The sequence below is a fragment of the Paralcaligenes ginsengisoli genome (genome assembly GCF_054781135.1).
Genome location: NZ_BAAGUZ010000042.1, coordinates 21,187 through 43,899, shown reverse-complemented (window position 1 = coordinate 43,899; position 22,713 = coordinate 21,187). Strand labels below are relative to the sequence as shown.

Below are 22,713 nucleotides of genomic sequence, written 5' to 3'. Positions count from 1 at the left end.
CCTCGCGCGCGAGGCACTGCGAGTTGGCCCGACGCCCGCCTGGACGAGGCAGACCCGGGCAGTCGGCTAGCGCAGCTAGCCGACCGCTGGACGTGCCGGACTGCACAGCACCGCCCACCCTGCGGCGTCTTTATAGAAATAACCGCCGCCAACACAACAACGCACAGTCCAAAAGCCACAGATCAAGTCCAAAAACGACTCAAAACGAAAGTGACTGAAACACGTTCAGTGCGTAAACACTTGAACCAAAAATACACCAGGAGAGCACCATGCAGGCATATGCCTGGAACCCGATGTTCACGCCAGAGCCGCTCTTTTATCGACACGGGCCAGACGCTTCAACAAGTATTCGACTTCCTCCCGCGCCGCAGGAGTCAAGGGGGCCGCCGGGTTCCTGAGCGTTGCCGTCTTTAAAAGGCCACGCCTCATCAATACATACTTCCTGACCGCCAATCCCACGCCGGCTTGCTGCTCATAGCGGATCAAAGGCAGATGCGCATCGAACAGATCGTGCGCCTGATCCCGTTCGCCGCTGGAATACAGCCCCACCACATCGCAGAGCATATCGGGGAAGCAATAGCCCGTGTTCGCGCCGTCCGCGCCGCGCGACATTTCAAAATCCAGGAACAGCCCATTGTTGCCGCACAGTATGGAGATATGCCGCATCGAACCGTCTTTTTCGAAATTGCGCAAAGCCGAGATCTTTTCCAGGCCCGGCCAATCCTCGTGCTTGAGCATAATGCACGAGGGATTGTCGCTTACGATGCGCCGTATGACGCCCACCGACATCTGCACCGAAAAGGTCAGCGGATAGTCCTGGATGATGAAGGGGACATCTTCGCCGATGGCCCTTGCCGCCTGATGGTAGTAATTGACGATCTGGTCGTCGGTACGCAAAGTATTGGGAGGGGCAATCATGACCCCCGCGGCGCCCATGTCCATGACCTGTTTCGTCAGCGCCGACATGGCCGCAAAGCCGGGCGAAGAAACCCCCACCACAATGGGCAGGCGAGGCGCCCGCTTGATGAATCGGGAGACCACCGCGGCGGCTTCGTCAAAAGCCAGCTTGGGCGCCTCGCCCAATTGGCCCAGCACCGTAATCCCCGTGACTCCGGCTTCGATGTAGAAGTCGACCAGGCGATCGATCGATTCCGTGTCGATGGTTCCGTTATCCAGGAAAGGGGTAGGAGCGATCACCACCACCCCTTTTTGATCGGACGTCAGTTTCATTGCCTGTTCCTTTTGGCTTTCATTGCCTGATGAATCCCGTCACTTTAAGTGAACCCAGGCGACAATCATAATGTAAATATTGCAGGGATTAATGAATAAAAGACATGAATGCACCGATGCCGGGTCTTTATCCCGCGTGCCGATCGCAGGCGCGCCGCGCACCCCGTGATTCGAAGGTTTACCTGCTCCGCGCCTTGCTTTTCTTCAAGCCCTCGATCACCAGCCTGTACAAGGGGTCCGACAATGCCGAGGGCGCGCGATCCATTCTTCTGAAAATTTCGATCGATCGGTTCACGCTGGGCGACCTCAATGGCATCACTTTCAAATCGGCTCCCACCATCGACTGCACGGCCACCAGCGGCAATATTGCAATCCCCGCGCCGCCCAGCACCATGCCGGTAATCGTCGCCAGATGCGACACCTCGTAGGTGAAAAGCAGATCCAGCTTATGCGTGTTCATCACCGTTTCGATCTGCAGCCTCAACCCGCTCAGGGTGCTTGCTCCGACCAGCGGAATCCCTTCCAGATCTTTCCATGACAACTTCGTTCTCTTGCCCAGAGGGTGCCCGGCCGGACACACCGCCACGACGGGATCATCGAATAAATGCTCGTACTCCAGGTCCGAATGCAGCACGCCCGGAACGGATATCCCGAAATCCGCCTCGCCTTGAAGTACGGCTTCGCGGATTTCGTAGGCCGATCGGTCCAGAATCTGGATTCGATTCTTGGGATATGTACGCCCGTATTCGGCCAGTATCGGCGGCAGTAGCGACGCCGCGATAGTCGGCAGGCAGGCAAGAACAAAATTGCCGTAGCCCTTGGAGGCACTGTCTTTCAGGTCTCCCAGGGCAGACGACAGCTCCCTGACTATCCTGCGCGCGCGCGGCAGGAAATCCCGCCCCGCCTGGCTGAGGGCCACTGTTCGCGTGGTGCGGACAAACAGCCCGACCCCTATCATTTCCTCGAGCTTGGAGACGCGGCGGCTCAAGGCTGTTTGCGATAAATGCAGGTGCTCGGCCGCGCTGCTGAAGCTGCCGAGTTCGGCAATGTACACAAACGCCTGAACGCCCAATATATCCAGTCTGACCATAAGGAATCGCCACTCAGGAAATCAAGCGCGTGCCGCCGGCATGCCTGGATGGCAAACGCCGGGACAGCGCCGCGCTGTTATTGCAGCGAAATATGGTTGGCCTTCACGACCTCGGTCCAGCGCGCGCGCTCCGCCTTGATGAACGCGGAGAATTCGGCCGACGAACTGCCCACCGCGGTCAGGCCCAGCTTGTGCAGCTTGTCCTGCACCGACTCTTTTTTCAACGCATTCTGGATGGCGGTTTGCAGTTTGGCGACCACATCGGGAGGTGTTCCGGCGGGTAAAAAGAAACCGTTCCACTCCAGGACGCTGAAATCTTTCAGGCCCGACTCGGCCATGGTCGGGACATTGGGCAATTCTTTCATGCGAGTGGCGGAGGTGACCGCCAGGGCCTTCAGTTTGCCGCCGGTAATATAGTTCAGGCTGGATGCCGCATTGGCGAAATAGGTATCGACCTGGCCGCCCATGACGTCCACGATAGCGGGTGCGCCGCCTTTATAAGGCACATGCACAATGTCGATGTGGGTTTCTTTCTTCAGCAGTTCGCCGATCATTTGCGCGAGGCTGCCCGGTCCGTAGGATGCAAACGTATATTTCCCGGGATTTTTCTGGGCGGCCGTTATGAATGAATTCAGTGAGGTGAATGGCGAATTCTTGGCCACCACCATGATGTTGGGCACGCTGACCGCTTGCGACACCGGAATGAAATCTTTCTCGGCATCGTAGGGAAGCTTGCGCAACACGGGGTTGATGGCGAATGACGAAGCGTCGTACAGCATGGTGTAGCCATCCGGAGCGGATCGGGCTACATAGGCGGCGCCGATCGAGCCGCTGGCCCCGCCTTTGTTTTCTATGATTACGCTTTGCTTGAGCTCTTCGCCCAGGGCCTGGGCGATGATGCGGGCCGCATTGTCGGCGCCTCCGCCCGCGGAATAGGGAACGACCAGGTTAATGGATTTATCCGGAAAACTTGCCGCCGAGGCTGGGCCCGAAAGGCCGAGGCAAGATACAACGGACATAAGAACCGACAACGCATGCAGCCTTGTCACTTTCATAGTGTGCTCCTGGGAATGATGTGGATATTCTGTTTCTGTAGAAGTCCGTCGGGTTTCGCCCGGCGGAGGTGTGAACGATAGTCCATCGAACTGCTCTTTAACATTGATTGAATCAGAAAACGGCTTTTTGCTCGTACAAGGAGCTTATCTCGTCTTTGCCGTACCCGGCCTGGTCGAGGATCTCGCCGGTATGCTGGCCCAGTGTCGGGCTGGATACGGGTTTGACCGGCTCGCAGGCGCCGAACTTGATCAGATTGGCTACGCCTTTGTAGCGGCCTGCCTTGGGATGGTGGAAGTCCGCCAGGAATTGCTGATCCCGTACCTGGGGGTTGTCGAGCATGTCTTCCACCTGGCGTACCGCCGCGCAAGGAACGGCTGCGCCGAAAATCGCCTCCCATTCCAGCGCCGTGTGCTGCTGAAGGGCGTGGCGTATGACCGGCACGATTTCCGCGGCATGTTCGGCGCGCTTGCGCACGCTGTCGTAGCGTTCGTTTTCCGCCAGTTGCGGCACCCCCGACAGGGAACACAGGGAAGTCCAGAAATGCGGCGTATTGGCGGACAAATACAGAAAACCTTCTCGAGTCGGATGCAGGCCCGTAATGCCTCCCGAGCGCATGTCCCGTTCTATGTTTCTGGGTTCGCCTTCCGCAAACACCATGCGTGTCGATTGCATGGCAAGCGCGCTGCCCAGCAGCGATACCGACACTTCCTGCCCGTATCGCGTGCGCTCCCGCTGGAACAGCGCGGCCACCACCGCATTGGACACCATGGATGCCGCATAAAAATCCACGGCCGATCCATACACGATTTCGGGGGCGTCGGGCGTGCCCTGCGATGAGCAGATGCCGCTCATGGCTTGAAGCACCTGGTCGTACCCGGCCTTGCCGGCCAGGGGGCCCGATGTCCCGTAGCCCGTCATTGAGCAATAGATCAGGCGCGGGTTGGCGGCTTCCAGTGTTTCGTAATCGATTTTCAGGCGCTTGGGAACCGCCGGGCGGAAGTTGTGGACCAGCACGTCCGCGGTTTGCGCCAGCCGCATGAAGACCGCATGGCCCGACGGAGCCTTCAGATCGATGACCATGCCTTTCTTGCCGCGATTTACGCCCATGAAGGCGCGGCTTTCGGCCGCCAGGGTCGATGGGTATTTCCTGAGGTTATCGCCCTCTGGAGGTTCAATCTTGATGACTTCGGCACCCAGGTCGGCCAATAGCGCGCAACCGTAAGGCCCCGCGATATAGGCACTGAGGTCCAGGACCCTGATGCCCGTCAGCGGCGCGTTGTCTTGTAGTGTTGCCATGGATCTTCTCTGTCGTGGGTGTTGCGGAGGCTTCATGCATGCGGAGGCGATGCCCGCCCCGGCATGCGCGCAGCCCCTTGTTTATTTTTGCACGGTAATGTTGCTTTGTTGAGCGACTTTTTTCCACTGAACGATATCGTCCTTGACACGCTGCTTGTATTGCGGCGCGCTCAGTGTTGCCGACTCGGCGCCTTCCCGGATAAAGAATTTTTTCATTTCGGGATCTTCGACGACCTTGGCGATGGCGGCATTCAGTGTGTTCACGATGGCTTCAGGGGTATGCGCGGGCGCCAGAATGCCCCACCACAGGCTGAAGTCGTAGCCGGGCACGGTATCCGCCACGGGCTTCAAGTCGGGCGCAATCGCGCTGGGTTTTGCGCTGGTGATGCCCAGGGACCTCACCTTGCCGCTATTGATGGCCGGCAGCAAAGAGGGGCCGCTGGCCACCAGCACATCGACCTGCCCGGCCATCAGCGCTGTGGTGGCCGGACCCATGCCGCGGAAAGGCACATGGGTCATCTTGATGCCGGCCGCCGTATCCATCATTTCGGTGGCGAACTGGTTGCTGCTGCCGGGGCCGGACGAGGCATAGTTCAGTTCCCCGGGGTGTTTCTTGGCATAAGCGACCAGATCGGCGATGGAGTTGATCGGGGCGTCCTTCTTGACCGCCACGATAAACGGGCCTTCGGCCATCAGTGCGACGGGCGTGAAGTCTTTGACGGCATCGAAAGACAAATTGGCCTGTATGGCGGCATTGGTCGTAAAACTGGACGACACCGCGGCAAGCGTATAACCGTCGGGTTTGGCGCGCGCTACGTAACTTGCGCCTATCGAGCCGCCCGCTCCCGGCTTGTTTTCGATCACCACAGTGGTGTGCAGCAGGGGGCCCAGCTTGGCTCCCACCGCACGGGCAAATACATCGTTGGATCCTCCGGGCGGGTAGGGGACGACCAGGGTAATCGGCTTGCCGGCCGGATAGGCTTCGGCCGCGAAGGCGGCCGGGGCTATGGCGACAGTCGCGGCCAGGGCAATGCCGGCGGCCAGGCCGGGCAGTGTCAGTGAGTATCGGATTTGCGGATTACGGTTTGTATGCATGGGTTTGTCTCCAGGTTTTATTTGATTAGGTTCAGCTGCTGCGCGTTGCGTACCACTTCGTGGGCTCGATGCACGAACGGCGCATCGACCATCTTGCCGTCAAGCAGAAAAGCCCCATTGTCCTGATTGGACTGGGCTGCTTGCGTTACCTTTTGCGCCCACTCCACTTCCGCCGGAGTCGGACTGAAAACTTCGTTGGCGATCTCGACCTGGCTTGGATGTATGCAGGTTTTGCCCAGGAATCCGAGTGAACGCGCCATCAGCGCCTCTGCCCGATAGCCCGCGGTATTCTTCACATCGGCGTAGGCCGAATCGTAGGCGTATACGCCGGCTTCGCCGGCCGCCATTCTGAGCGTGAACATCATGGCATGCACATTTGCGGCGTTGTAACGGGCAATGCCCAGGGGCTCGAACAGATCGCCTAGGCCGAGTTGCAGCCCGCCGACCCGGGGATGGCTGGCTGCGATCTCGCCGGCCCGCCGCACGCTTTGCGGCGTTTCGATATTGGCCAGGAGCGAGATCGTTGGCGGCAGCGATTTCTTGCGTTCCATGTCTTCCAGATGGGCAAAGAAATCGAGTGCGTTTTCCGGCGATTCTATTTTTGGAATATTGAGAATGTGCACGGCGGGGTGGCAGCACGCAGTCAGGTCGGCAAGAAAATGGGGTGTGTCCATGCCGTTGACGCGCACAATGATTTTTTTGCCGCTCGAGGCCAGGCCCGCATCACCCAGGAATCGGGCCAGCTCTTCGCGCGCGTAATCCTTGCGGCTTTCCAGCACCGAGTCCTCCAGGTCGAAACTGATGGCGTCGGCCTGGCTGTCCAGGGCCTTGCGGAATAATTCCGGGCGCGACCCGGGTACGAATAGCTTGCTGCGCATCGTGTGTCTCCTGTTTTTTGCCTATTGTGCCGGGATAACGATAAAAAAGTAGCTTGAAATATCCGATCAAACGATATATTTTCTATCGTTATGAATACCCGATTCCTCACTACTTTTGTGCTTGTTCATCGATACGGCTCCATGGCCGAGGCGGGCCGTCGCCTGAATCTGACTCATGGCGCCGTGGCGCAGCAGATCCGGGCGCTGGAAAGCGAGCTGAATATTGCGCTCGTGACCCGGGCCGGCCATACCGTGCATTTGACGGAAGCCGGTAGCCGGATTCTGGAAAAAGCCAGGGAAATACTGGGCAATATCGATGAATTGATGTCGATCGCCAAGTCCGATGTCGTGCGCGGCGAACTTCGGCTGGGGGCCGGCAACACGTCCCTGCACAGCGTCGTTCCCCATGTCCTGGCCAGGCTGATCAACAAGTATCCGCTGGTGAATGTGCTGATCAATCCGGGTTATTCGGCCGATTTCTACCCGGCGGTCGAAAACAAGGAGCTCGACATTGCCATTGCCACGCAGGCGCCCTATGCATTGCCCAAGACCCTGAACTGGCACCTGCTGCGTGTGGAGCCTTTTGTGCTGCTGGCGTCGTCCAGGCATGCCGGCAAGCCCGCGCGCGAGCTGTTGCGCCGCCAGCCCTTTATCCGTTATGAACGCAATAGCTGGACCGGGCAGATGATCAGCGCCTATCTGAAGGAAGCGAATATAACGCCGGTGGAGCGCTTCGAGCTGAACAGTCTCGAGTCCATTGCACTGATGGTGAATCTGGATCTGGGCGTGGCCATAGTGCCTATGGCGGCCAATCTTCTCGGGCCGCAACTGAGCCTCACGGCCATCGAACTGGAAGGCTACAGGGAGCCCAGGCGTTTCGGCCTGATCTGGTCCAGATCGTCGCCCAAGGTCGGCCTGATACAGGCCTTTCTGGAAGCGGCTTCGATCGAGTACAAGAATTACAACGAATCGATATCCTGACTCGCTGTACCCGGGCCGCCAGTTTGGTTCCATGTTGTCATGGCTTTACGGCTCCGCTAAAAATCGCATATAACAGTTTTACTAAATATTACGATGGCGGGTGTCAAGTGTGCCGTAAAACATAAAGTGCTTAAGTGGCCCCTTTAACACCTTGCAGCTGCATTTCGTGTCGGCGGTGCTGATCATGAGTGAACTCACCCACTGCGCGAACCATGGGGGCACGTTTGCGCTTGTGATGTTTGACATCGACCGGTTCAAGGCCATCAACGATGAATTCGGGCACGGCGCCGGTGATCAGGCCCTGAAAGCACTGGCAGCGTATGCTGCCCGGACGTTCCGTGATATAGACAGCCTCGGGCGCTGGGGAGGGGACGAATTCGTGGCGTTGGCGCGGAATGTGGATGTCGTGGCAGCCAAGGCGGGCCCGCGTCAGTAAGTGGCGCGGCCGCCCGATAAGTCGAACACGGCGCCCGTCGTGAAGGAATTGTCTTCAGACACCAGCCAGGCGACCATGGACGCGATTTCGCTCGTCAGTACGAACCGGTTGCGTGGAATCTTGGAGAGCATGTAGTCGATATGCTGCTGGGTGATCTGGTCGAAAATCCGGGTCTTGGCCGCTGCCGGGGTAATCGCGTTGACACTGATGTCATGGCTTGCGGTTTCTTTTCCCATGGACTTCGTCAGCCCGATGACCCCTGCCTTGGAAGCGCTGTATGCGCCCGCGTTCGGGTTTCCCTCCTTGCCGGCGATCGACGCGATATTGACGATGCGGCCATAGTTGTTGGCGATCATTTCGGGCAGAACCGCCTTGCCTACATAGAATGTGCCATTCAGGTTCACATCGATGACCCGGTTCCACTCGGCTTCGGGATACTCGGCGACGGTCGCGTTGACCCCGGCAATGCCGGCGCTATTGACGGCGATATCGAATTTTCCAAATGTCTTCTTGGTTGCCGCGGCGGCCCTTTTTACGCTGTCCGGATCGGCGACGTCGACCTGCATGGTCGCTACCCGGCCCAGGTGGGCCAGGTCTTTTTCGGCAATGGCCAATTCGGCGGGGTTGATGTCCCAGATGGCGACCTCGGCTCCGCCTTTAAGCAGCGCCTGGGTAATGGCAAGCCCTATGCCTTGCGCTCCGCCGGTAACGATGGCGACACGATTTTGAAAGTCATATTGATTCATTTTTTCCTCGGTGCAGAAAAATCACTCGGTAGGTGGATGGTGGCACAGGACACTGGCAGCGCGCCGCCATGCGCGCTTGCCAAATTTAACTAGACAGCCCGGGGCTCGAATAGTGACAATATTCGATCTATAGATAACTGTTCGTTATCACCTGAATAGGCCCTATGAAAAATATAGAATCGATTGTCGCCAGGCTCCGTTTCCGGCATATGAAAGTCCTTATCGCCCTCGATGAGCTGGGCTCCATGCATCGGGCGGCCGATTTTTTGTCCATGACCCAGCCCGGCATAACGAAAGCCCTGCAGGAAATAGAATCGGCGCTGGGCGCGGCCCTGTTCGACCGATCCGCCCGGGGAGTCGAGGCCACGGCCGTCGGCCAGTGCGTGATTCGCTATGCGTATATCCTGTATGCCGAACTCGATCAGATGTCGGCGGAAATCCATGCCATCAACGCCGGCCAGGGCAGCGTCATTTCCGTGGGGGCCGTCGCGGGAGCCTTTCCTTCCCTGCTGACCGGCGCTATTACCAATGTAAGGCGGGCGCACAAGAAACTGACGGTAAAGGTCAAAGAAGGCACCAGTGCGAACCTGCTGGCGGAGCTGGGCGAAGGGCTGCTGGACATTGCCATTTGCAGAACGGCGGTCTTGACCAACCGCGACATATTCGACCGGATGGAATTGGGCGACGAGAAAATTTCGGTCGTGGCAGGCCCCAATCATTCCCTGGCGCACAAGAAGGTATCCCATCTGTCGGACCTCAGCGCTTGCCGCTGGGTTCTCTTTCCGAATCGCATGCCGGTAAGGCGGCTGCTGGAAAGAGAGCTCATGGAAGAAGGCCTGGATATGCCTTTGTATCCGGTAGAAGCATCGTCCACGTTTGTGACCGTATTGATGCTGAACGAGGATCCCAATCTGGTGGCGCTGGTATCAAAGGAAACGGCCGAGTTTTTTGCCGAAAAGGGTATCTTGAAAATACTGCCCATCACCATCAAGGCCCGCACCGAGCCTTATGAACTGGTGACGCGCAAAGGGTATGTGCTGCCTGCCGCGGCGATGGTGCTGGTCGATGAAATAAAGCGCCGGGCAGGCTTGCGTCAAACCGGTGCGGATGAAGGCAGCACGGAGCCCCCGGCCAGCCAGGACCGCAGGCTCTCGCGTACGCCTTCGGCAAATTTACGGTAAACGGGCTCGCTGACAAATCCGTAATGAGGGGTCAGCAGCACATTGGGCAGGCCGAGCAACTCGTTGGCGGGTTCGATGGGTTCGGTGTCGAACACATCTATTGCGGCGAAACCCGGCCGACCCTCTTTCAAGGCTTCGATCAAGGCGGGCGTATCGATCAATTCGGCCCTGGATGTATTGACCAGCAGGCTGCCCGGCTGCATCAGGCGCAGGCGTTCCTGGTTCAGCAGATGGTGTGTGGCGCCGGCCGGCACCAAATGCAGGCTGACCACCGCGGAGGTCGCCAGCAACTCTTCCAGGCCTAGGGCCGTGACCCCGTGTTCCAGCGCGCGCTCAGGAGTCATGTTCGGACTCCAGGTCGCGACATCCATACCCAGGGCCTTGCCCACTGCCGCAACGCGCTGGCCGATCTGGCCCAGTCCTATCAGGCCCAGGCGTTGCCCGTGCAGGACTCCAGGCAGTGCGTCGGCGCTGTCGGCATCGCGCCATGTCAGCCGCGACGAGGACAGCATGATTTTCGGCAACTGTTTCATTGCGGCCAGAATCAATGTCCAGGTCATTTCGCAGGTGCTGGCCTTGGACGGGCCCCAGTCGGTGTGGCTGACCTGGATGTTCCGCTCGGCTGCCGCTTCGAGGTCGAGCTTCTTATTGCGCGTTCCGGTAAAGACAATGTGGCGCAATGTCGGTAAAAGCTTGAGCATATCCTTGTTTATCGGGGTTCTGTCGCGCATCAGCACCACGCATTGCGCGGGCCGCAATGCGTCCAGCAGGGCGGCGCCCGACAGTTTGCGGTTATGGATGACAACCTCGGCCTGCTGTTCGATGGCGGACCAGTCCACCAGACGGCGCAGGCCGTTTTCCCAGTCATCCAGGACGACGATGAGGGGCCTGTTCACGGTCGCGAGAGCTCGACAAGTCGTTTGACGTTCGGAGCCGCGGCCAGATTCCAGCATTCGGCCAGCAATTGCCCTGTTTGTTCGGCTCCGATGATTTCGTCGGACATGCCGCGGAATTTTTTCTCGAGATCGAGGTCTGTCATCGGGTGCTGCAAGGATCCTATGGCATGCTCGACGTACACGTGCACCGTGCTGCCGTCCTTCAATGTGGCAACAGCATCGACACTGGCTTCGTTGATGTTGTTGTCGACGGTCGCCACGACCTTGCGGCGCACATCGACGACATCGGGACGCGCGACGATGCTGTCGGCGTATTCATGTTCGGAAGCCTGGCCGAAGATCAGGCCGGCGGCGCAGCCGTGGTAAACGCTGAACTTGCCTTGCAGGCCATCGGCCGGTTCTTTCTTGCCCGTCAGTTCAAGTACCAGGGAATGCACTTTCAGGTCGATGCGAAGCAGATTGTCAGGGGTAACGCCTTTCGCACGCAGCTGGACGCAGGCATCGATACTGGGATGTATCACAATGCCGCAGGCAAATGGCTTGTACGCGTTGAAGGAAATTTCGAAGCGTTTGCCAAGCTCGTCGGTAATTTCGTTCCAATCGTGTTTTTCCGATACAACCTGGGCAAAGCCTCGCGGCGCCTCGAGGGCGCGACGGCTGGATGTGAAGCCGGCGCGGGCCAGCAGGGCGGACATCAGCCCGGCCTGGGCGGCGGCGCCCGGGTGGAAAGGCTTGGTCATGGTGCCGAACTGTTCCCGCAGGCCTATGGGCTGCGACGCTGCGATACCCAGGGCCATGATGGTTTGTTCGACGTCCAGGCCCAGCAGTCGGGCGCAGGCTGCCGCCGAACCCAATACACCGGTCGTGCCGGTAATATGCCAGCCGCGATCGTAGTGGTCCGGGTACATCATATTGCCCGCGCGGCACGAAACGTCGATGCCGATGACCAGTGCGTCGATCAGTTGGCGGCCGCTGGCGCCGGTATGTTCGGCCAATGCAACCAGGGCGGAACACACCGGCCCGGCCGGGTGGATGATTGTTTTTAAATGAGTGTCGTCAAAATCGAAAGTGTGTGAAGTGATGCCGTTGATCAACGCCGCGCTGCCGATATCGACTTTTTCCTTTCGGCCCAGGATGCTTGCCTGCGCCGAAGGTTCGAGTACCTGAATTGCCTGGAGCGCAGCCTGGGCGGCTTCATGATGGGCTGCCCCGATTGCGCAGCCCAGCCAGTTCATGAATGTACGATGCGCCTCGTGCTCAACTTCGTCTCCCCAGCCGCGCGAGGGATGCTTGACAATATATTCAGCCAATAGGCTGGTGATGGGAGGGGCGTTTAGGTCGGCATGGACCTGGGTATTGCGAGCCATAAATGTCACTTCACTTTAGGGGGTTAAGACGATCAGGAGTTCAAGGTAATGTGTTGTTGTTTGGCCAGGCGCGTCCAGCGATCGAGGTCGCGTTTCGCGTAATCGGCGAATTCCGCCGCGGACATGGGCATCGGAATAATCGCTTCGACATCCAGTTTTTTGGCAAGATCGGGCACGGCCAGCACTTTATTCAGGCTGTCGTTCAGTATTTTTACAATGCCGCCATCGATGCCTGCCGGGCCCGATACGCCATACCATTGCAGGGTATCTTCGAATCCCTTGATGCCCAGCTCTTCCAGAGTCGGTATGTCTTTAAAGCCCGGATTGCGTGTTTTGCCGGTGATGGCAATCGCCCGGACGCTTCCCGATTTCAGATGAGGAACCGACGCGGCGAGGCCGGGAAACATGGCCTGGGTCTGGCCGGAAATCAGATCGGTGAATGCCGGGGAAATCCCTTTGTAGCTGATGTGGACCATTTTCGAGCCCAGTTGCTGCTTCAGCAGTTCCATCAGGAGATGGGTAAGGGAGCCGACGCCGGCCGAGCCATAGCTGACGCGGTCGCCGTGTTCTTTTGCATAGGCGACGAAATCCTGGAAGTTCTTGATCGGCAATTTGGCATTGACGACCAGCACGTTGGGCGTGCCGCCTATCATGCCGATCTGCGTGAAGTCGCGCATGGGGTCGTAGGGAACTTTTCGTGTTGCCGGGCTGGTGGCCAGGGTGGCCACATAGCCTTGCATCAGGGTATAGCCGTTGGGCTCGGCGCGCGCCACTTTCTGGCAGGCGATGATTCCGCCGCCGCCGCCCTGGTTTTCTACGATAAAGGTTTCACCCAGTTCCTTGCCCCATTCGTGAGTGACCGTGCGCCCTACATAATCGCTGCCGCCTCCGGGGGCGACCGGTACGACGTAGGTCAGTGCGTGATTAGGGTATTTCGAGGCGGCGAAAGACAGGCGGGGCAAGCTCATTACTGCGGCGCTGCTCAACAAAAAGGAACGGCGATTCATACTCATGCTGATAGTCTCCTGAGTCGGTGGATGTTATAAAAATAATGGGATTGATTAGGCCAGAGTCGAAAGCCTGTCGTAGGCATTGATGACATGGTGGCTTAGCAGTTCTGCGCAGTAATTGGCATGCGCAATGGTTTTGGAATCGTAGATTGCCTTGACGATTTGCTTGTGCTCGGCAATGGACATTTCCCGGTACGATTCCGTAGACAGGTTCTTCAGCCGCGACAAGTGCAGTTTCTGGATGACTTCGCGGTAGGTCTTGGCGATTTCCCGGTTGCCGGCGTATTCGATGAACAGCCAGTGGAACCGCAAGTTTTCGCGGTAATAGGCCTGCGAATTCTTTTCCTGGTTGGCGGCATCCATGGCTTCGGTCCTGGCTTCGAGCTCCTTGACCAATTCGTGCCGGCGTTCGGTAGGCAGTTGCGAAACGACCAGGCCCGCATGACTGTCGAGCAGGGCGCGAAAGTCGTAAAGATCCCGGACTTCGCTGTTGCTGAGTTCGCGCACATAAACGCCCGAATGCTTTTTCGACACCACCAGGCCCGAGCTTTCCAGTTCGCGCAGTGCTTCGCGTACCGGCGCACGCGAAACCTTCAGGCGGTCGACCAGGTCCGATTCCCTCAGTGCCTGGCCGGGCAGGAAAACGCCTGACAGAATCTGGCTGAGCAACTGATCGCGCACCAGCTTGCCCAGCGACGTGTTCCTGATTTCTTCAAATTCGGTATCGGCAACTTCGTTGAATAGCCAGTCCATTTTGTTCTCTCAGCGCTTGGATTTCGTAGAATTGTATACGATTCTACGAAAAAATAAAGAGGCGAGAACTTTAACGTGGCCCCACGCCCGATTCAGTGAGTTGCTGCGCGAGCAAGCTGGCGTGAGGTGTCAGCGCGGAAAAATCGCGGGCGCACAGATGCAGTGCCCTGGATGCCCAGGGTTCGTGCAGTGGCACTATCACCAGGCCCGCTTGGCGCAACGCGGCCGCGGAGGCTTCCGGCAAAATGGCGATTCCCACCCCGGCCTTCACCAGCATGCCCACATTCTCCACTGTTCTGAGCTTGACACGGTACTGTATCTGGCGGCCCAAACGGGTGGCGCGTTCTCCCAAATGGGTTTCCAGCGCCGCATCCGACAGGCCGACAAAGGCCTCGCCCACGATGTCCGCAAAGGCTGCGGATGGCTGGCCGGCAATCCGGTGCGCCATGCTTGTTGCAACGACGAGATGATCCTGGGCGATGAGGCGGGTCTGCAGCGCGGCCAGGTCGGCAATATCCGCCACGATTCCCAGGTCCGTCTTTCCTTCGGCGATCGCCACGGCGATCTCGGTGCTGGGCCGTTCGTCGAGATCAATCGAAAGGTCGGGATATTGCGCGAGGAAGCGGCAGATCTGCTGCGGCAAAAAAGCGGCCAGTGCCGCGGTGTTCGACATTAGTTTGATGCGGCCCTTGAGGCCTGTCGCATAGGAGCGCAGTTCGCCGCGCATCTGTTCGACCTGCCCTACGATAATGCGGGCATGGCGCAACAGGGCGTCTCCGACGCTTGTGGTGTGTACCCCGCGCCGGGTCCGCTCCAAAAGAGGAGCGCCGAGCACCGCCTCCATGCCTGAAATGCGCTCGCTTGCGGAAGCCAGGGCAAGGTTCATCGCCTGGGCGCCGCGGGTCAGGCTGCCGTGTTCGACCACAGCCAGGAATAGACGCATATCGGTCAGGTCAAAACGCAAGATCAATCTCTTTCTTCGGTTTAGACGAAGTCTAGCACCGGAAATGCCAGATTGTGCACAGCCAGGGCCTTGTCTATGATCGATGCCATGAACGACTTCCTGATAGTTTCTGGCGCGGGTTTGCTGGCTGGCGCAATGAATGCCCTGGCCGGAGGCGGCTCGTTTGTCAGCCTTCCCGCCCTGATTGCTGTTGGAGTGCCATCGGTTCAGGCGAATGCTTCGAGCACGGTCGCGCTGTTTCCAGGAGGTATCGCCAGCGCCTGGGCCTATCGCGATGGGCTGGGGCCGGTCGGTGCGGTGTCGCTGCGGCCCTTGATGTTTACAACCCTGGTGGGAGGCGTGATCGGGGCGATCCTGCTGTTGTGGACGCCGTCGAAAACCTTCGACACGGTGCTTCCCTGGCTCTTGTTGATTGCCACGCTGGCGCTGGCCTTCGGGCGCCGCCTGGGTGAATGCTTGCGGCGCCGCTGGCGAATCAGGCCTTCGGTCGTTCTGGTCATTCAGTTTTGCCTGGGCGTTTATGGCGGTTATTTCGGCGGCGCCGTCGGCATCATGATGATGGCCGTCTGGGGTCTGCTCGACAGCCGCGACCTGAAAAGCCTGAATGCGCCGCGCACGCTGCTGGTCAGCGCAGCCAACACGATAGCGGTGCTGACATTCATCGCGGCTCGCGCGGTCCGGTGGCCGGAAACCCTGGTCATGCTGCTTGCCGCTATGGTCGGCGGCTATGGTGGCGCGCAAATCGGCCGTCGTGCTCCGTCGTGGGCCATCCGGGCCGGGACATTGCTGCTTTCCACGGGAATCACTGTGGCATTTTTTGCGCGGGCTTATTTTGCGTAAGATGTGGCTCTTATTGCTGTTCGTCCTTGTTCTTAAGGCGCGGGGGTGGCGGCCCAGGCGGGGTGGAGCTCGCCTCGTCCGGTCCTGGCTTTGCCAGGACTGCCCGCGGCCGGCGCCTGGATCGGGCGGTCGCGGAACTCGCGCGGACATTTCTTGCCGTATGCATCTCCCGCACCGAGATCAGATGGCTTACAAAGGCTTGATGCCCGCCGTTTTGATCACTTGCTGCCAATGCTTGATATCCGATTTGACCTCTGCCTCCAACTGATCGGGCGGCAGATACTTGGCATAGGCTCCTTGCGATTCCATATTGGCCTGGTAACTCTTGTCGGCAACGACCTTTTTTAGCGCTTTGGTCAGGATCGCCGTGACATCCGCAGGCATATGGGCGGGTCCGAATACCGAGAACCAGGCTTCGAGCTTGTAATTGGGCAGGCCTGCCTCGGCCGTTGTCGGCACGTCCGGCAGCATGGGGTGGCGGGTGTCGCTCGCAATCGCCAGGGCCTTCACGCGTCCGGCCTTGATCTGCCCTATGACAGACGGAGGAGTGGTAATGAATAACTGGACTTGCCCGGCAAGCAGATCCTGCATGGCGGGGCCGGCGCCCTTGTAGGGTACATGGAGCATGTTTATTCCGGTCAGTTGCTTGAGCTGTTCGGTGCCCAAGTGTTGAATCGAACCCGCGCCCGACGATGCATAATTCAGTTTGCCCGGTTCCGATTTTGCCAGGGCCAGGAAGTCCTTCAAGGTTGAAACCTTGAGTGTGTTGGGCACAACGATAACGTGTGGGGCGGTGGATACTTCGGCGATAGGGGTGAAGTCTTTGACCGGGTCCCACGTCAAGGTTTTGAAAAGAGCCGGGTTGCCTGTGTGATAGCCCGAGTACGACAGCAATAAAGTATAGCCGTCGGGCTTGGCGCGACTCACGAAGGCATTTCCTATGTTCCCGCTTGCTCCAGGCTTGTTTTCGACGACAACAGGCTGGCCAAGGATTTTTGCCAGGTTCTGGGCAACGGCGCGTGCGGACACGTCGGTTGTACCGCCAGGCGCGGATGGAACAATCAAGGTAATAGGACGGTCGGGATAGGACCCGGCATGTGCGCTGGATCCTATTAGCGCAAAGCCGACGCACATGCCGAGTTTATACAAGCGTGTTTTCATAAAGTCTCCTGATGTTGTAATGGGTACCGCCTGGGGGTTGCAGCCTTTAAAAGGCGTAAAGTCTCCATTGCCTTGTCTCTTGCAAAGCATCGGATAAAACAAAAATGGGTAAATACGGCTTAGGGGAAGGGCTCTGAAATTTCGATCAGATTCAAATCCGGATCGCGAACATAAATGGAGCGGATTTTTTGAATTGCGCCGGTACGCATGACTGGCCCTTCAATAATTGGCCAATTTTCAATCCTTAAATGGGCCATGACCTCGTCCAGGGGTATCGATGCAATCAGGCACAGATCAAGCGCCCCTGGCATGGGCCGATGAGCCTTGGGCTCAAATTCGCGCCCCTGTACATGAAGGTTGATTTTCTGATTGCCGAACTTGAAGGCCAGCCGGCCCGCGCCAAAGACTTCCAGTGTCATGCCCATGACGCGGGTGTAAAAGTCCTTGCAGGCGTCTGCATCGGCACAGGTCAGAACGATGTGGTCCAGGTGGTCAATCATGAAATGCTCCAAAGCGGTTCAACGCACTTGCGGCTTTTCCAGGTCGTGCACGTAATCCGGGGCCGGATGCAAGGCCAGGCGCGGCCCCGCCTTCAGTATCTGGCTGGGAATATCATGCCCGACCAGGCGCGGCAGTTCGGCGCTGCAGGCAAGGCAGTGTTGCAGCGATACGCCGGTGTCGTAGCCCATCAGTTCCAGCATGTGCACCAGTTCCTCGGTGCATATATTCCCTGAAGCGCCGGGCGCATAGGGGCAGCCGCCCAGGCCGCCCAGCGACGCGTCGAAGCGGTCGATGCCGGCGTTGATGGCCGCCAGCACATTGGCCAGCCCCAGGCCCCTGGTATTGTGGAAATGGGCCGTCAACATCAATGACGGGAAGCGTGCTTTGACGTCTTTCAGCAGGGCTTCCACCTGCGAGGGATAAGCCATGCCGGTGGTGTCGCAAAGCGTAATGCCGCGCACATCCAGGCGCGCGTAGCGGTCCACCCACGACAATACCTCGTCGGCTTCGATATCGCCTTCCATCGGGCAGCCGAACACCGTCGACAGCGACACATTGATGGCCACCTCGCTGCCTTTGACACTATCGGCCACGGCTTTCAATTGCTCGAAGGAGGCGTCGCGTGTCATGCGCAGGTTGGCGCGATTGTGGGTTTCGCTGACCGACATGACCAGGTTGATTTCATCCACGCCGCAGGACAGGGCGCGTTCGGCGCCGCGCACATTGGGCACCAGCACGGTGTATTCGACGCCGGGCTTGCGCACGATGCGGTGCATGACTTCTTCGGCGTCGCGCAAGGCCGGTATGGCGCGCGGCGAGGTAAACGAAGTGGCCTCGATCTTGGCGTAGCCGCAATCGCCCAGCGCGTCGATCAATGCCACTTTTTCGTCGGTGGGAATGAATACGCCTTCGTTCTGGAATCCGTCGCGTGTGGCGACTTCGTGTAGGTAGAGACGGGTTTTCTGCATGGCGGCCTCGCGGCGGTGGGGTTCAGATAATGCCGCGGCTGGTCCAGTCGCGTTGCGTGTCGGCGTCAATGCCCAGCGCCGTCAGCACGCGTTCGGTGTCCTGCCCGAGTTTGGGGGCTTTGCGCTCGACCGTGCCGGGAGTGGCACTGAGTTTGGGAACGATGCCGGGCAGCTTGACCGGCGTGCCGTCATCGAGCCGGCTCTCGAGGATCATGTCGCGTGCCTGGTAGTGCGGATCCGCGCAAATATCGGCAATGTCGTAGATGCGCCCGGCGGGGATGCGCGCCTCGTGCAGGCGCTCCAGAACTTCCTCCAGGGTATGCGTTCGAGTCCAGGCTTCGATGGCGGCGTCGATGGCCTGCGCATGCTGCGCGCGCCCGTCGTTCTGGGCGTAGGCCGGGTTTTCCGCCATATCGTTGCGATCGATGACTGTCATCAGACGCTTGAAAATGCTGTCGCCATTGCCGGCCACCAGAGCGTATTTCCCATCGGCGCATACGTAGGCGTTGCTGGGTGTGATGCCCGGCAGGCTGCTGCCCGCGGGCTGTCGAATGGCGTTGAAGACCGAGTATTCCGGCAGCAGGCTTTCCATCATGTTGAATACCGACTCGTACAGGGCGACATCGATGGATTGGCCTTCGCCCCCATTCTGCTCGCGATGGCGCAGCGCAAGCAGCGCGCCAATGACGCCATGCAGGGCCGATAGCGAATCGCCGATGGAGACTCCGACGCGCACGGGTGGCCGGCCGGGTTCGCCGCTAAGGTGGCGCAGGCCGCCCATGGCCTCGCCCACGACGCCAAAGCCGGGCCGATCGCGATAGGGGCCGGTCTGCCCGTAGCCCGAGACGCGCAGCATGATCAGCCCCGGATTGATGGCATGCAGCGCTTCCCAGCCCAGGCCCCAGTTTTCCAGGGTGCCGGGGCGGAAGTTCTCGATCAGGATATCGGTGGTCTTGGCCAGTTTGCGCACGACGTCCTGGCCTTCGGGCTGACGCAGGTCCAGGGTAACCGATTGCTTGTTGCGCGACTGGACTTCCCACCAGACCGAGGTGTCGTCATGCAGCAGGCGCCATTTGCGCAGGGGGTCGCCGGTCTTGGGCGGCTCGATCTTGATGATTTCAGCGCCGAATTCGCCCAGTATCTTGGCGGCGAACGGGCCGGCTATGAGCTGACCGAGTTCGAGTACGCGAATTCCGCTTAAAGGTTTGAGCATAGTGCGAATTTATCCGTAAGTTATGGGTATATTCTGAACGCATGCGGAGGATCTGGGAATTGCGGATTTTTCCTGGACCTTTTCCAAATGGTTAAAGCTGTGTCAGCATCGACATTCCGCGCTTCGAGTCATTCCGGCGCATCTGTCTGCGGCTCCGGTTGAACGTTTGCATGACGCTGCGCCAGAAAGTTCAGGACATGCAAGGCTTCGGGGGGTAGTTCCTTGACGTTTCGGACACCCAGCCACAAGCTGCGCGAGGCCCAGCCGTCCGAAAGCGGTATGGCGCGCAGCCCCGCCCCCAGTATTTCCTGACGGACCGAGCCGCGCGGCAGCACGCCTATGCCCAGCCCGGCTTCGATCATGCGGCATATGGCATCGAAGCTGGCGACCTGGACACGCAACTTGAGAACTCGTTCCAGGGCGGCGGCCGCGCTGTGCATTCGGCTCAACAGGGAACTGCCTTCATTCAGGCCCACGAAATCATAGTCCAGCGTGTCGGCGAAATCGACGGTGTCCCGCTTCGCCAGGGGATGATTTGGCGGGACCAGCACGACGAGCTGATCGCGCCGATATAGCCGTTTTTCAAGGGAAAGGGAAGATACGTAGCCAGCAAAGATGCCGATATCCGCAATGCCATGGGCAACCGCGTTGACCGCCTCTTCACTGACTTTTTCTTCGAGAATGATGCGGATGCCCGGGTGTTGTTCCATAAGGGCGGCAAGATCGATGGGCAGGAACTGGATGATGGCCGATGTATTGGCCCAGATGCGCACGTGGCCGCGCATGCCCAGCGCGTAGTCATTCATGTCCAAGGCCATGCGATTGACGCCATTCAACAGACTCTGCACATGTTCCGTCAAGTTCTGGCCTGCCGGCGTCAGTGCCAGGCCGCGCGGCAGGCGCACGAACAAGGGGCAGCCTATGGCTTTTTCCAGCTCGGAAATGCGCTTGCTCAGTGCCGACGTAGTCATGTGTGAGCGTTCGGCGGCCTTGGTAAGGCTGCCTGCCTGAGCTGCATATAAAAAAAATCGCAAGGATTGGATATCGAAATGAATTAGATTGACCATCAGTTGGGAGCCCCATAAAAAATTGGAAAAAGAGCTTTCTTCGTCACTTTAACCAGGAATCGAAGGCTCCAATTTTTAATGAGGCTCCAAAATATGGCTTCGAATACCATCAAAGCGGCTTTTCGGTGCGAGGCAAATCGTTGATCAACGTAGCTTTAATCATGGCTGGGAAGTACGCATGGGAATGCGAAGCCGCAAGAGATGGTCGAGCGATTCATGGATCAAAAATGTCCACAAAGTGCTTGCACAGAGCCAGGAAAGTAAAACGCCAATTCTTCAGAATTGGCGTAGATGCTTGAATCTGCTGCTGCCGGCTGAAGGAGCCGAACTCCCGTTAGAAGAACCCCAAGGCATTGGGGCTGTAGCTGACCAGCAGGCATTTGGTCTGCTGATAGGCATTGAGCGCCATCTTGTGGTTTTCCCGGCCGATGCCCGATTGCTTGTAGCCACCGAAGGCGGCGTGCGCCGGATACAGGTGATAGCAGTTGGTCCAGACGCGGCCGGCCTGTATCTGGCGGCCCACGCGGTAGGCGCGCGAACCGTCGCGGGTCCATACCCCCGCGCCCAGGCCGTAGTAGGTGTCATTGGCGATGGCCACCGCCTCTTCCTCGTCCTTGAAGGTCATGACCGAGGCCACGGGGCCGAAGATTTCTTCCTGGAACACGCGCATATTGTTCTGGCCGAAGAGTAGCGTCGGCTTGATGTAGAAGCCCTCGTCCAGTCCCTGGCCGAGCGAGTTGCGTGCGCCCCCGGTCAGGCAGCGCGCGCCTTCGTCCCTGCCGATGTCGATATAGCCCAGGATCTTGTCGAGCTGCGCTTTGGATACCTGGGCGCCGACCATGGTGCCGCTGTCCAGCGGATGGCCGGTTTTCATGCTTTCCACCCGCTTGACGGCGCGCGCGATGAATTGCTCATAAATGGATTCCTGAACCAGGATGCGCGAGGGGCAGGTGCAGACTTCGCCCTGGTTGAGCGCGAACATGCTCAGGCCTTCGAGCGCCTTGTCCAGAAATGCGTCGTCCCGGTCCATGACGTCTTCAAAGAAGACATTGGGGCTCTTGCCGCCGAGCTCCACCGTGCTGGGAATCAGATTGTCGGCGGCGGCATGCAGGATGTGCTTGCCGGTGGGCGTGGAACCCGTGAACGCGATCTTGGCGATGCGCGTGCTCGATGCCAGCGCCGCGCCCGCTTCCTTGCCGTAGCCATTGACGATGTTTAGGACTCCGGGCGGAAGAAGATCGCCGACGATTTCCATGAGCACCAGGATGGACGCCGGCGTTTGCTCCGCCGGCTTGAGGACCACGCAGTTGCCCGCGGCCAGTGCCGGCCCCAGCTTCCAGGCAGCCATCAGCAGGGGGAAATTCCAGGGAATGATCTGGCCGACCACGCCCAGGGGTTCGTGGAAGTGATAGGCCACCGTGTCCTTGTCGATCTCGGATATCCCGCCTTCCTGGGCGCGAATGCATCCGGCGAAATAGCGCAGATGGTCGATGGCCAGGGGCAGGTCCGCCGCCATGGTCTCGCGCAGCGGCTTGCCGTTGTCTATGGTTTCAGCCACGGCCAGCAGATCCAGATTCTGCTCCATGCGGTCGGCCATGCGCAGCAATACCCCGGAACGCTCGGTCGCCGAGGTTTCGCCCCATGCGCGGCGTGCCGCGTGCGCCGCGTCCAGCGCCAGGTCGATGTCCGCGGCATCGGAGCGCGCCACTTCGCAAAACGGCTTGCCGCTGATGGGGGAGATATTCTCGAAATAGTTGCCGGCAACGGGCGCCACCCAGCGCCCGCCTATGTAGTTCTCATAATGGTTCTTGTAGGGAAAGCGAACGTCGATGCCAAAATGCTTGAGGTCGGTCATGTCCATGATGTGTCTCCATTTTGATAAGGGAAGAGGCCGGCGGGATTGCGCCAGCGATGCAGGGCCTCACCATGGCATGAAGCAACAAGCATGCCAGCGCGATTTTGCAGCGACCGCAGAGGCGCGCTG

Annotated in this window: 22 protein-coding genes; 4 read left to right on the top strand and 18 right to left on the bottom strand. The window is 59.0% G+C overall.

Going from position 1 to position 22,713, the window contains the following annotated elements:
• Nucleotides 1-297 precede the first annotated feature (297 nt).
• The 6 genes from ACYVIS_RS19690 to ACYVIS_RS19665 all read right to left on the bottom strand — a co-directional run bounded on the left by ACYVIS_RS19690 (nucleotide 298) and on the right by ACYVIS_RS19665 (nucleotide 6,645).
• Nucleotides 298-1,230 (bottom strand): dihydrodipicolinate synthase family protein, encoded by a 933-nt coding sequence (locus tag ACYVIS_RS19690; protein ID WP_232741715.1) that lies wholly within the window; start codon nucleotides 1,228-1,230, stop codon nucleotides 298-300.
• Between the two features lie 178 nt (nucleotides 1,231-1,408).
• A complete protein-coding gene (locus tag ACYVIS_RS19685) occupies nucleotides 1,409-2,320 on the bottom strand; it encodes a LysR family transcriptional regulator (protein WP_232741714.1) in 912 nt (303 codons plus the stop codon).
• 77 nt (nucleotides 2,321-2,397) lie between these two features.
• Nucleotides 2,398-3,375, bottom strand: coding sequence for a Bug family tripartite tricarboxylate transporter substrate binding protein (locus tag ACYVIS_RS19680; protein ID WP_232741713.1), 978 nt, complete (start codon nucleotides 3,373-3,375; stop codon nucleotides 2,398-2,400).
• Nucleotides 3,376-3,487: 112 nt separating this feature from the next.
• Nucleotides 3,488-4,672 carry a CaiB/BaiF CoA transferase family protein gene (locus ACYVIS_RS19675; RefSeq protein WP_232741712.1) on the bottom strand — a complete coding sequence of 395 codons (1,185 nt, stop codon included), beginning with the start codon at nucleotides 4,670-4,672 and terminating at the stop codon, nucleotides 3,488-3,490.
• A gap of 81 nt (nucleotides 4,673-4,753) precedes the next feature.
• Nucleotides 4,754-5,767, bottom strand: coding sequence for a tripartite tricarboxylate transporter substrate binding protein (locus ACYVIS_RS19670; protein ID WP_232741711.1), 1,014 nt, complete (start codon nucleotides 5,765-5,767; stop codon nucleotides 4,754-4,756).
• A 17-nt stretch (nucleotides 5,768-5,784) separates the two neighbouring features.
• A complete protein-coding gene (locus tag ACYVIS_RS19665) occupies nucleotides 5,785-6,645 on the bottom strand; it encodes an HpcH/HpaI aldolase/citrate lyase family protein (protein WP_460874855.1) in 861 nt (286 codons plus the stop codon).
• 90 nt (nucleotides 6,646-6,735) lie between these two features.
• On the opposite strand from ACYVIS_RS19665, the gene ACYVIS_RS19660 reads away from it, so the two are divergent.
• Both ACYVIS_RS19660 and ACYVIS_RS19655 read left to right on the top strand, forming a co-directional pair.
• Nucleotides 6,736-7,626, top strand: coding sequence for a LysR family transcriptional regulator (locus ACYVIS_RS19660; RefSeq protein WP_232741709.1), 891 nt, complete (start codon nucleotides 6,736-6,738; stop codon nucleotides 7,624-7,626).
• Between the two features lie 184 nt (nucleotides 7,627-7,810).
• Nucleotides 7,811-8,062 (top strand): diguanylate cyclase, encoded by a 252-nt coding sequence (locus ACYVIS_RS19655; RefSeq protein ID WP_232741708.1) that lies wholly within the window; start codon nucleotides 7,811-7,813, stop codon nucleotides 8,060-8,062.
• Here ACYVIS_RS19655 and ACYVIS_RS19650 read toward each other — a convergent pair.
• Nucleotides 8,056-8,808: an SDR family NAD(P)-dependent oxidoreductase gene (locus ACYVIS_RS19650; RefSeq protein WP_232741707.1), complete on the bottom strand. Its 753-nt coding sequence runs from the start codon at nucleotides 8,806-8,808 to the stop codon at nucleotides 8,056-8,058. The two genes, ACYVIS_RS19655 and ACYVIS_RS19650, sit on opposite strands and share 7 nt — an antisense overlap.
• 164 nt (nucleotides 8,809-8,972) lie before the next feature.
• Between ACYVIS_RS19650 and ACYVIS_RS19645 the strand changes: the two genes are divergently transcribed.
• On the top strand, nucleotides 8,973-9,989 hold the full coding sequence (locus ACYVIS_RS19645) for a LysR family transcriptional regulator (RefSeq protein WP_460874854.1): 1,017 nt from the start codon (nucleotides 8,973-8,975) through the stop codon (nucleotides 9,987-9,989).
• Here ACYVIS_RS19645 and ACYVIS_RS19640 read toward each other — a convergent pair.
• The 5 genes from ACYVIS_RS19640 to ACYVIS_RS19620 form a co-directional block, all read right to left on the bottom strand.
• Nucleotides 9,902-10,885 carry a D-2-hydroxyacid dehydrogenase family protein gene (locus ACYVIS_RS19640; RefSeq protein ID WP_460874853.1) on the bottom strand — a complete coding sequence of 328 codons (984 nt, stop codon included), beginning with the start codon at nucleotides 10,883-10,885 and terminating at the stop codon, nucleotides 9,902-9,904. The genes ACYVIS_RS19645 and ACYVIS_RS19640 overlap by 88 nt on opposite strands.
• Nucleotides 10,882-12,252, bottom strand: a complete 1,371-nt coding sequence (locus ACYVIS_RS19635; RefSeq protein WP_460874852.1) for an MmgE/PrpD family protein — start codon at nucleotides 12,250-12,252, stop codon at nucleotides 10,882-10,884. Before ACYVIS_RS19635 ends, ACYVIS_RS19640 begins: the two co-directional genes overlap by 4 nt.
• Before the next feature lie 32 nt (nucleotides 12,253-12,284).
• Nucleotides 12,285-13,265: a Bug family tripartite tricarboxylate transporter substrate binding protein gene (locus ACYVIS_RS19630; protein WP_460874851.1), complete on the bottom strand. Its 981-nt coding sequence runs from the start codon at nucleotides 13,263-13,265 to the stop codon at nucleotides 12,285-12,287.
• A gap of 48 nt (nucleotides 13,266-13,313) precedes the next feature.
• The gene (locus ACYVIS_RS19625; RefSeq protein ID WP_232741703.1) at nucleotides 13,314-14,015 is read right to left on the bottom strand and encodes a GntR family transcriptional regulator; all 702 of its coding nucleotides are present in this window, start codon (nucleotides 14,013-14,015) and stop codon (nucleotides 13,314-13,316) included.
• 70 nt (nucleotides 14,016-14,085) lie between these two features.
• On the bottom strand, nucleotides 14,086-14,979 hold the full coding sequence (locus ACYVIS_RS19620; RefSeq protein WP_460874856.1) for a LysR substrate-binding domain-containing protein: 894 nt from the start codon (nucleotides 14,977-14,979) through the stop codon (nucleotides 14,086-14,088).
• Between the two features lie 87 nt (nucleotides 14,980-15,066).
• Between ACYVIS_RS19620 and ACYVIS_RS19615 the strand changes: the two genes are divergently transcribed.
• On the top strand, nucleotides 15,067-15,819 hold the full coding sequence (locus ACYVIS_RS19615) for a sulfite exporter TauE/SafE family protein (protein WP_232744713.1): 753 nt from the start codon (nucleotides 15,067-15,069) through the stop codon (nucleotides 15,817-15,819).
• 189 nt (nucleotides 15,820-16,008) lie between these two features.
• On the opposite strand, the gene ACYVIS_RS19610 is transcribed toward ACYVIS_RS19615, so the two are convergent.
• From ACYVIS_RS19610 to exaC, 6 genes are all read right to left on the bottom strand, one after another.
• Nucleotides 16,009-16,980: a Bug family tripartite tricarboxylate transporter substrate binding protein gene (locus tag ACYVIS_RS19610; protein ID WP_460874850.1), complete on the bottom strand. Its 972-nt coding sequence runs from the start codon at nucleotides 16,978-16,980 to the stop codon at nucleotides 16,009-16,011.
• 119 nt (nucleotides 16,981-17,099) lie between these two features.
• A complete protein-coding gene (locus ACYVIS_RS19605) occupies nucleotides 17,100-17,480 on the bottom strand; it encodes a VOC family protein (RefSeq protein WP_232741701.1) in 381 nt (126 codons plus the stop codon).
• Nucleotides 17,481-17,498: 18 nt separating this feature from the next.
• Complete coding sequence (locus tag ACYVIS_RS19600) at nucleotides 17,499-18,449, bottom strand: hydroxymethylglutaryl-CoA lyase (RefSeq protein ID WP_460874849.1); 951 nt, start codon at nucleotides 18,447-18,449, stop codon at nucleotides 17,499-17,501.
• 22 nt (nucleotides 18,450-18,471) lie between these two features.
• A complete protein-coding gene (locus ACYVIS_RS19595; RefSeq protein WP_460874848.1) occupies nucleotides 18,472-19,662 on the bottom strand; it encodes a CaiB/BaiF CoA transferase family protein in 1,191 nt (396 codons plus the stop codon).
• 128 nt (nucleotides 19,663-19,790) lie between these two features.
• The gene (locus tag ACYVIS_RS19590) at nucleotides 19,791-20,729 is read right to left on the bottom strand and encodes a LysR family transcriptional regulator (protein WP_460874847.1); all 939 of its coding nucleotides are present in this window, start codon (nucleotides 20,727-20,729) and stop codon (nucleotides 19,791-19,793) included.
• Between the two features lie 334 nt (nucleotides 20,730-21,063).
• Nucleotides 21,064-22,590: an acetaldehyde dehydrogenase ExaC gene (gene exaC, locus ACYVIS_RS19585; protein ID WP_232741697.1), complete on the bottom strand. Its 1,527-nt coding sequence runs from the start codon at nucleotides 22,588-22,590 to the stop codon at nucleotides 21,064-21,066.
• Nucleotides 22,591-22,713: the final 123 nt, after the last annotated feature.

Excerpts from the sequence above, each read along its gene's own strand:
- ACYVIS_RS19690 (WP_232741715.1), bottom strand. The coding sequence starts at position 1,230 with ATGAAACTGACGTCCGATCAAAAAGGGGTGGTGGTGATCGCTCCTACC.
- ACYVIS_RS19685 (WP_232741714.1), bottom strand. The coding sequence starts at position 2,320 with ATGGTCAGACTGGATATATTGGGCGTTCAGGCGTTTGTGTACATTGCC.
- ACYVIS_RS19680 (WP_232741713.1), bottom strand. The coding sequence starts at position 3,375 with ATGAAAGTGACAAGGCTGCATGCGTTGTCGGTTCTTATGTCCGTTGTA.
- ACYVIS_RS19675 (WP_232741712.1), bottom strand. The coding sequence starts at position 4,672 with ATGGCAACACTACAAGACAACGCGCCGCTGACGGGCATCAGGGTCCTG.
- ACYVIS_RS19670 (WP_232741711.1), bottom strand. The coding sequence starts at position 5,767 with ATGCATACAAACCGTAATCCGCAAATCCGATACTCACTGACACTGCCC.
- ACYVIS_RS19665 (WP_460874855.1), bottom strand. The coding sequence starts at position 6,645 with ATGCGCAGCAAGCTATTCGTACCCGGGTCGCGCCCGGAATTATTCCGC.
- ACYVIS_RS19660 (WP_232741709.1), top strand. The coding sequence starts at position 6,736 with ATGAATACCCGATTCCTCACTACTTTTGTGCTTGTTCATCGATACGGC.
- ACYVIS_RS19655 (WP_232741708.1), top strand. The coding sequence starts at position 7,811 with ATGAGTGAACTCACCCACTGCGCGAACCATGGGGGCACGTTTGCGCTT.
- ACYVIS_RS19650 (WP_232741707.1), bottom strand. The coding sequence starts at position 8,808 with ATGAATCAATATGACTTTCAAAATCGTGTCGCCATCGTTACCGGCGGA.
- ACYVIS_RS19645 (WP_460874854.1), top strand. The coding sequence starts at position 8,973 with ATGAAAAATATAGAATCGATTGTCGCCAGGCTCCGTTTCCGGCATATG.
- ACYVIS_RS19635 (WP_460874852.1), bottom strand. The coding sequence starts at position 12,252 with ATGGCTCGCAATACCCAGGTCCATGCCGACCTAAACGCCCCTCCCATC.
- ACYVIS_RS19630 (WP_460874851.1), bottom strand. The coding sequence starts at position 13,265 with ATGAGTATGAATCGCCGTTCCTTTTTGTTGAGCAGCGCCGCAGTAATG.
- ACYVIS_RS19625 (WP_232741703.1), bottom strand. The coding sequence starts at position 14,015 with ATGGACTGGCTATTCAACGAAGTTGCCGATACCGAATTTGAAGAAATC.
- ACYVIS_RS19615 (WP_232744713.1), top strand. The coding sequence starts at position 15,067 with ATGAACGACTTCCTGATAGTTTCTGGCGCGGGTTTGCTGGCTGGCGCA.
- ACYVIS_RS19610 (WP_460874850.1), bottom strand. The coding sequence starts at position 16,980 with ATGAAAACACGCTTGTATAAACTCGGCATGTGCGTCGGCTTTGCGCTA.
- ACYVIS_RS19605 (WP_232741701.1), bottom strand. The coding sequence starts at position 17,480 with ATGATTGACCACCTGGACCACATCGTTCTGACCTGTGCCGATGCAGAC.
- ACYVIS_RS19600 (WP_460874849.1), bottom strand. The coding sequence starts at position 18,449 with ATGCAGAAAACCCGTCTCTACCTACACGAAGTCGCCACACGCGACGGA.
- ACYVIS_RS19595 (WP_460874848.1), bottom strand. The coding sequence starts at position 19,662 with ATGCTCAAACCTTTAAGCGGAATTCGCGTACTCGAACTCGGTCAGCTC.
- ACYVIS_RS19590 (WP_460874847.1), bottom strand. The coding sequence starts at position 20,729 with ATGGTCAATCTAATTCATTTCGATATCCAATCCTTGCGATTTTTTTTA.
- exaC (WP_232741697.1), bottom strand. The coding sequence starts at position 22,590 with ATGGACATGACCGACCTCAAGCATTTTGGCATCGACGTTCGCTTTCCC.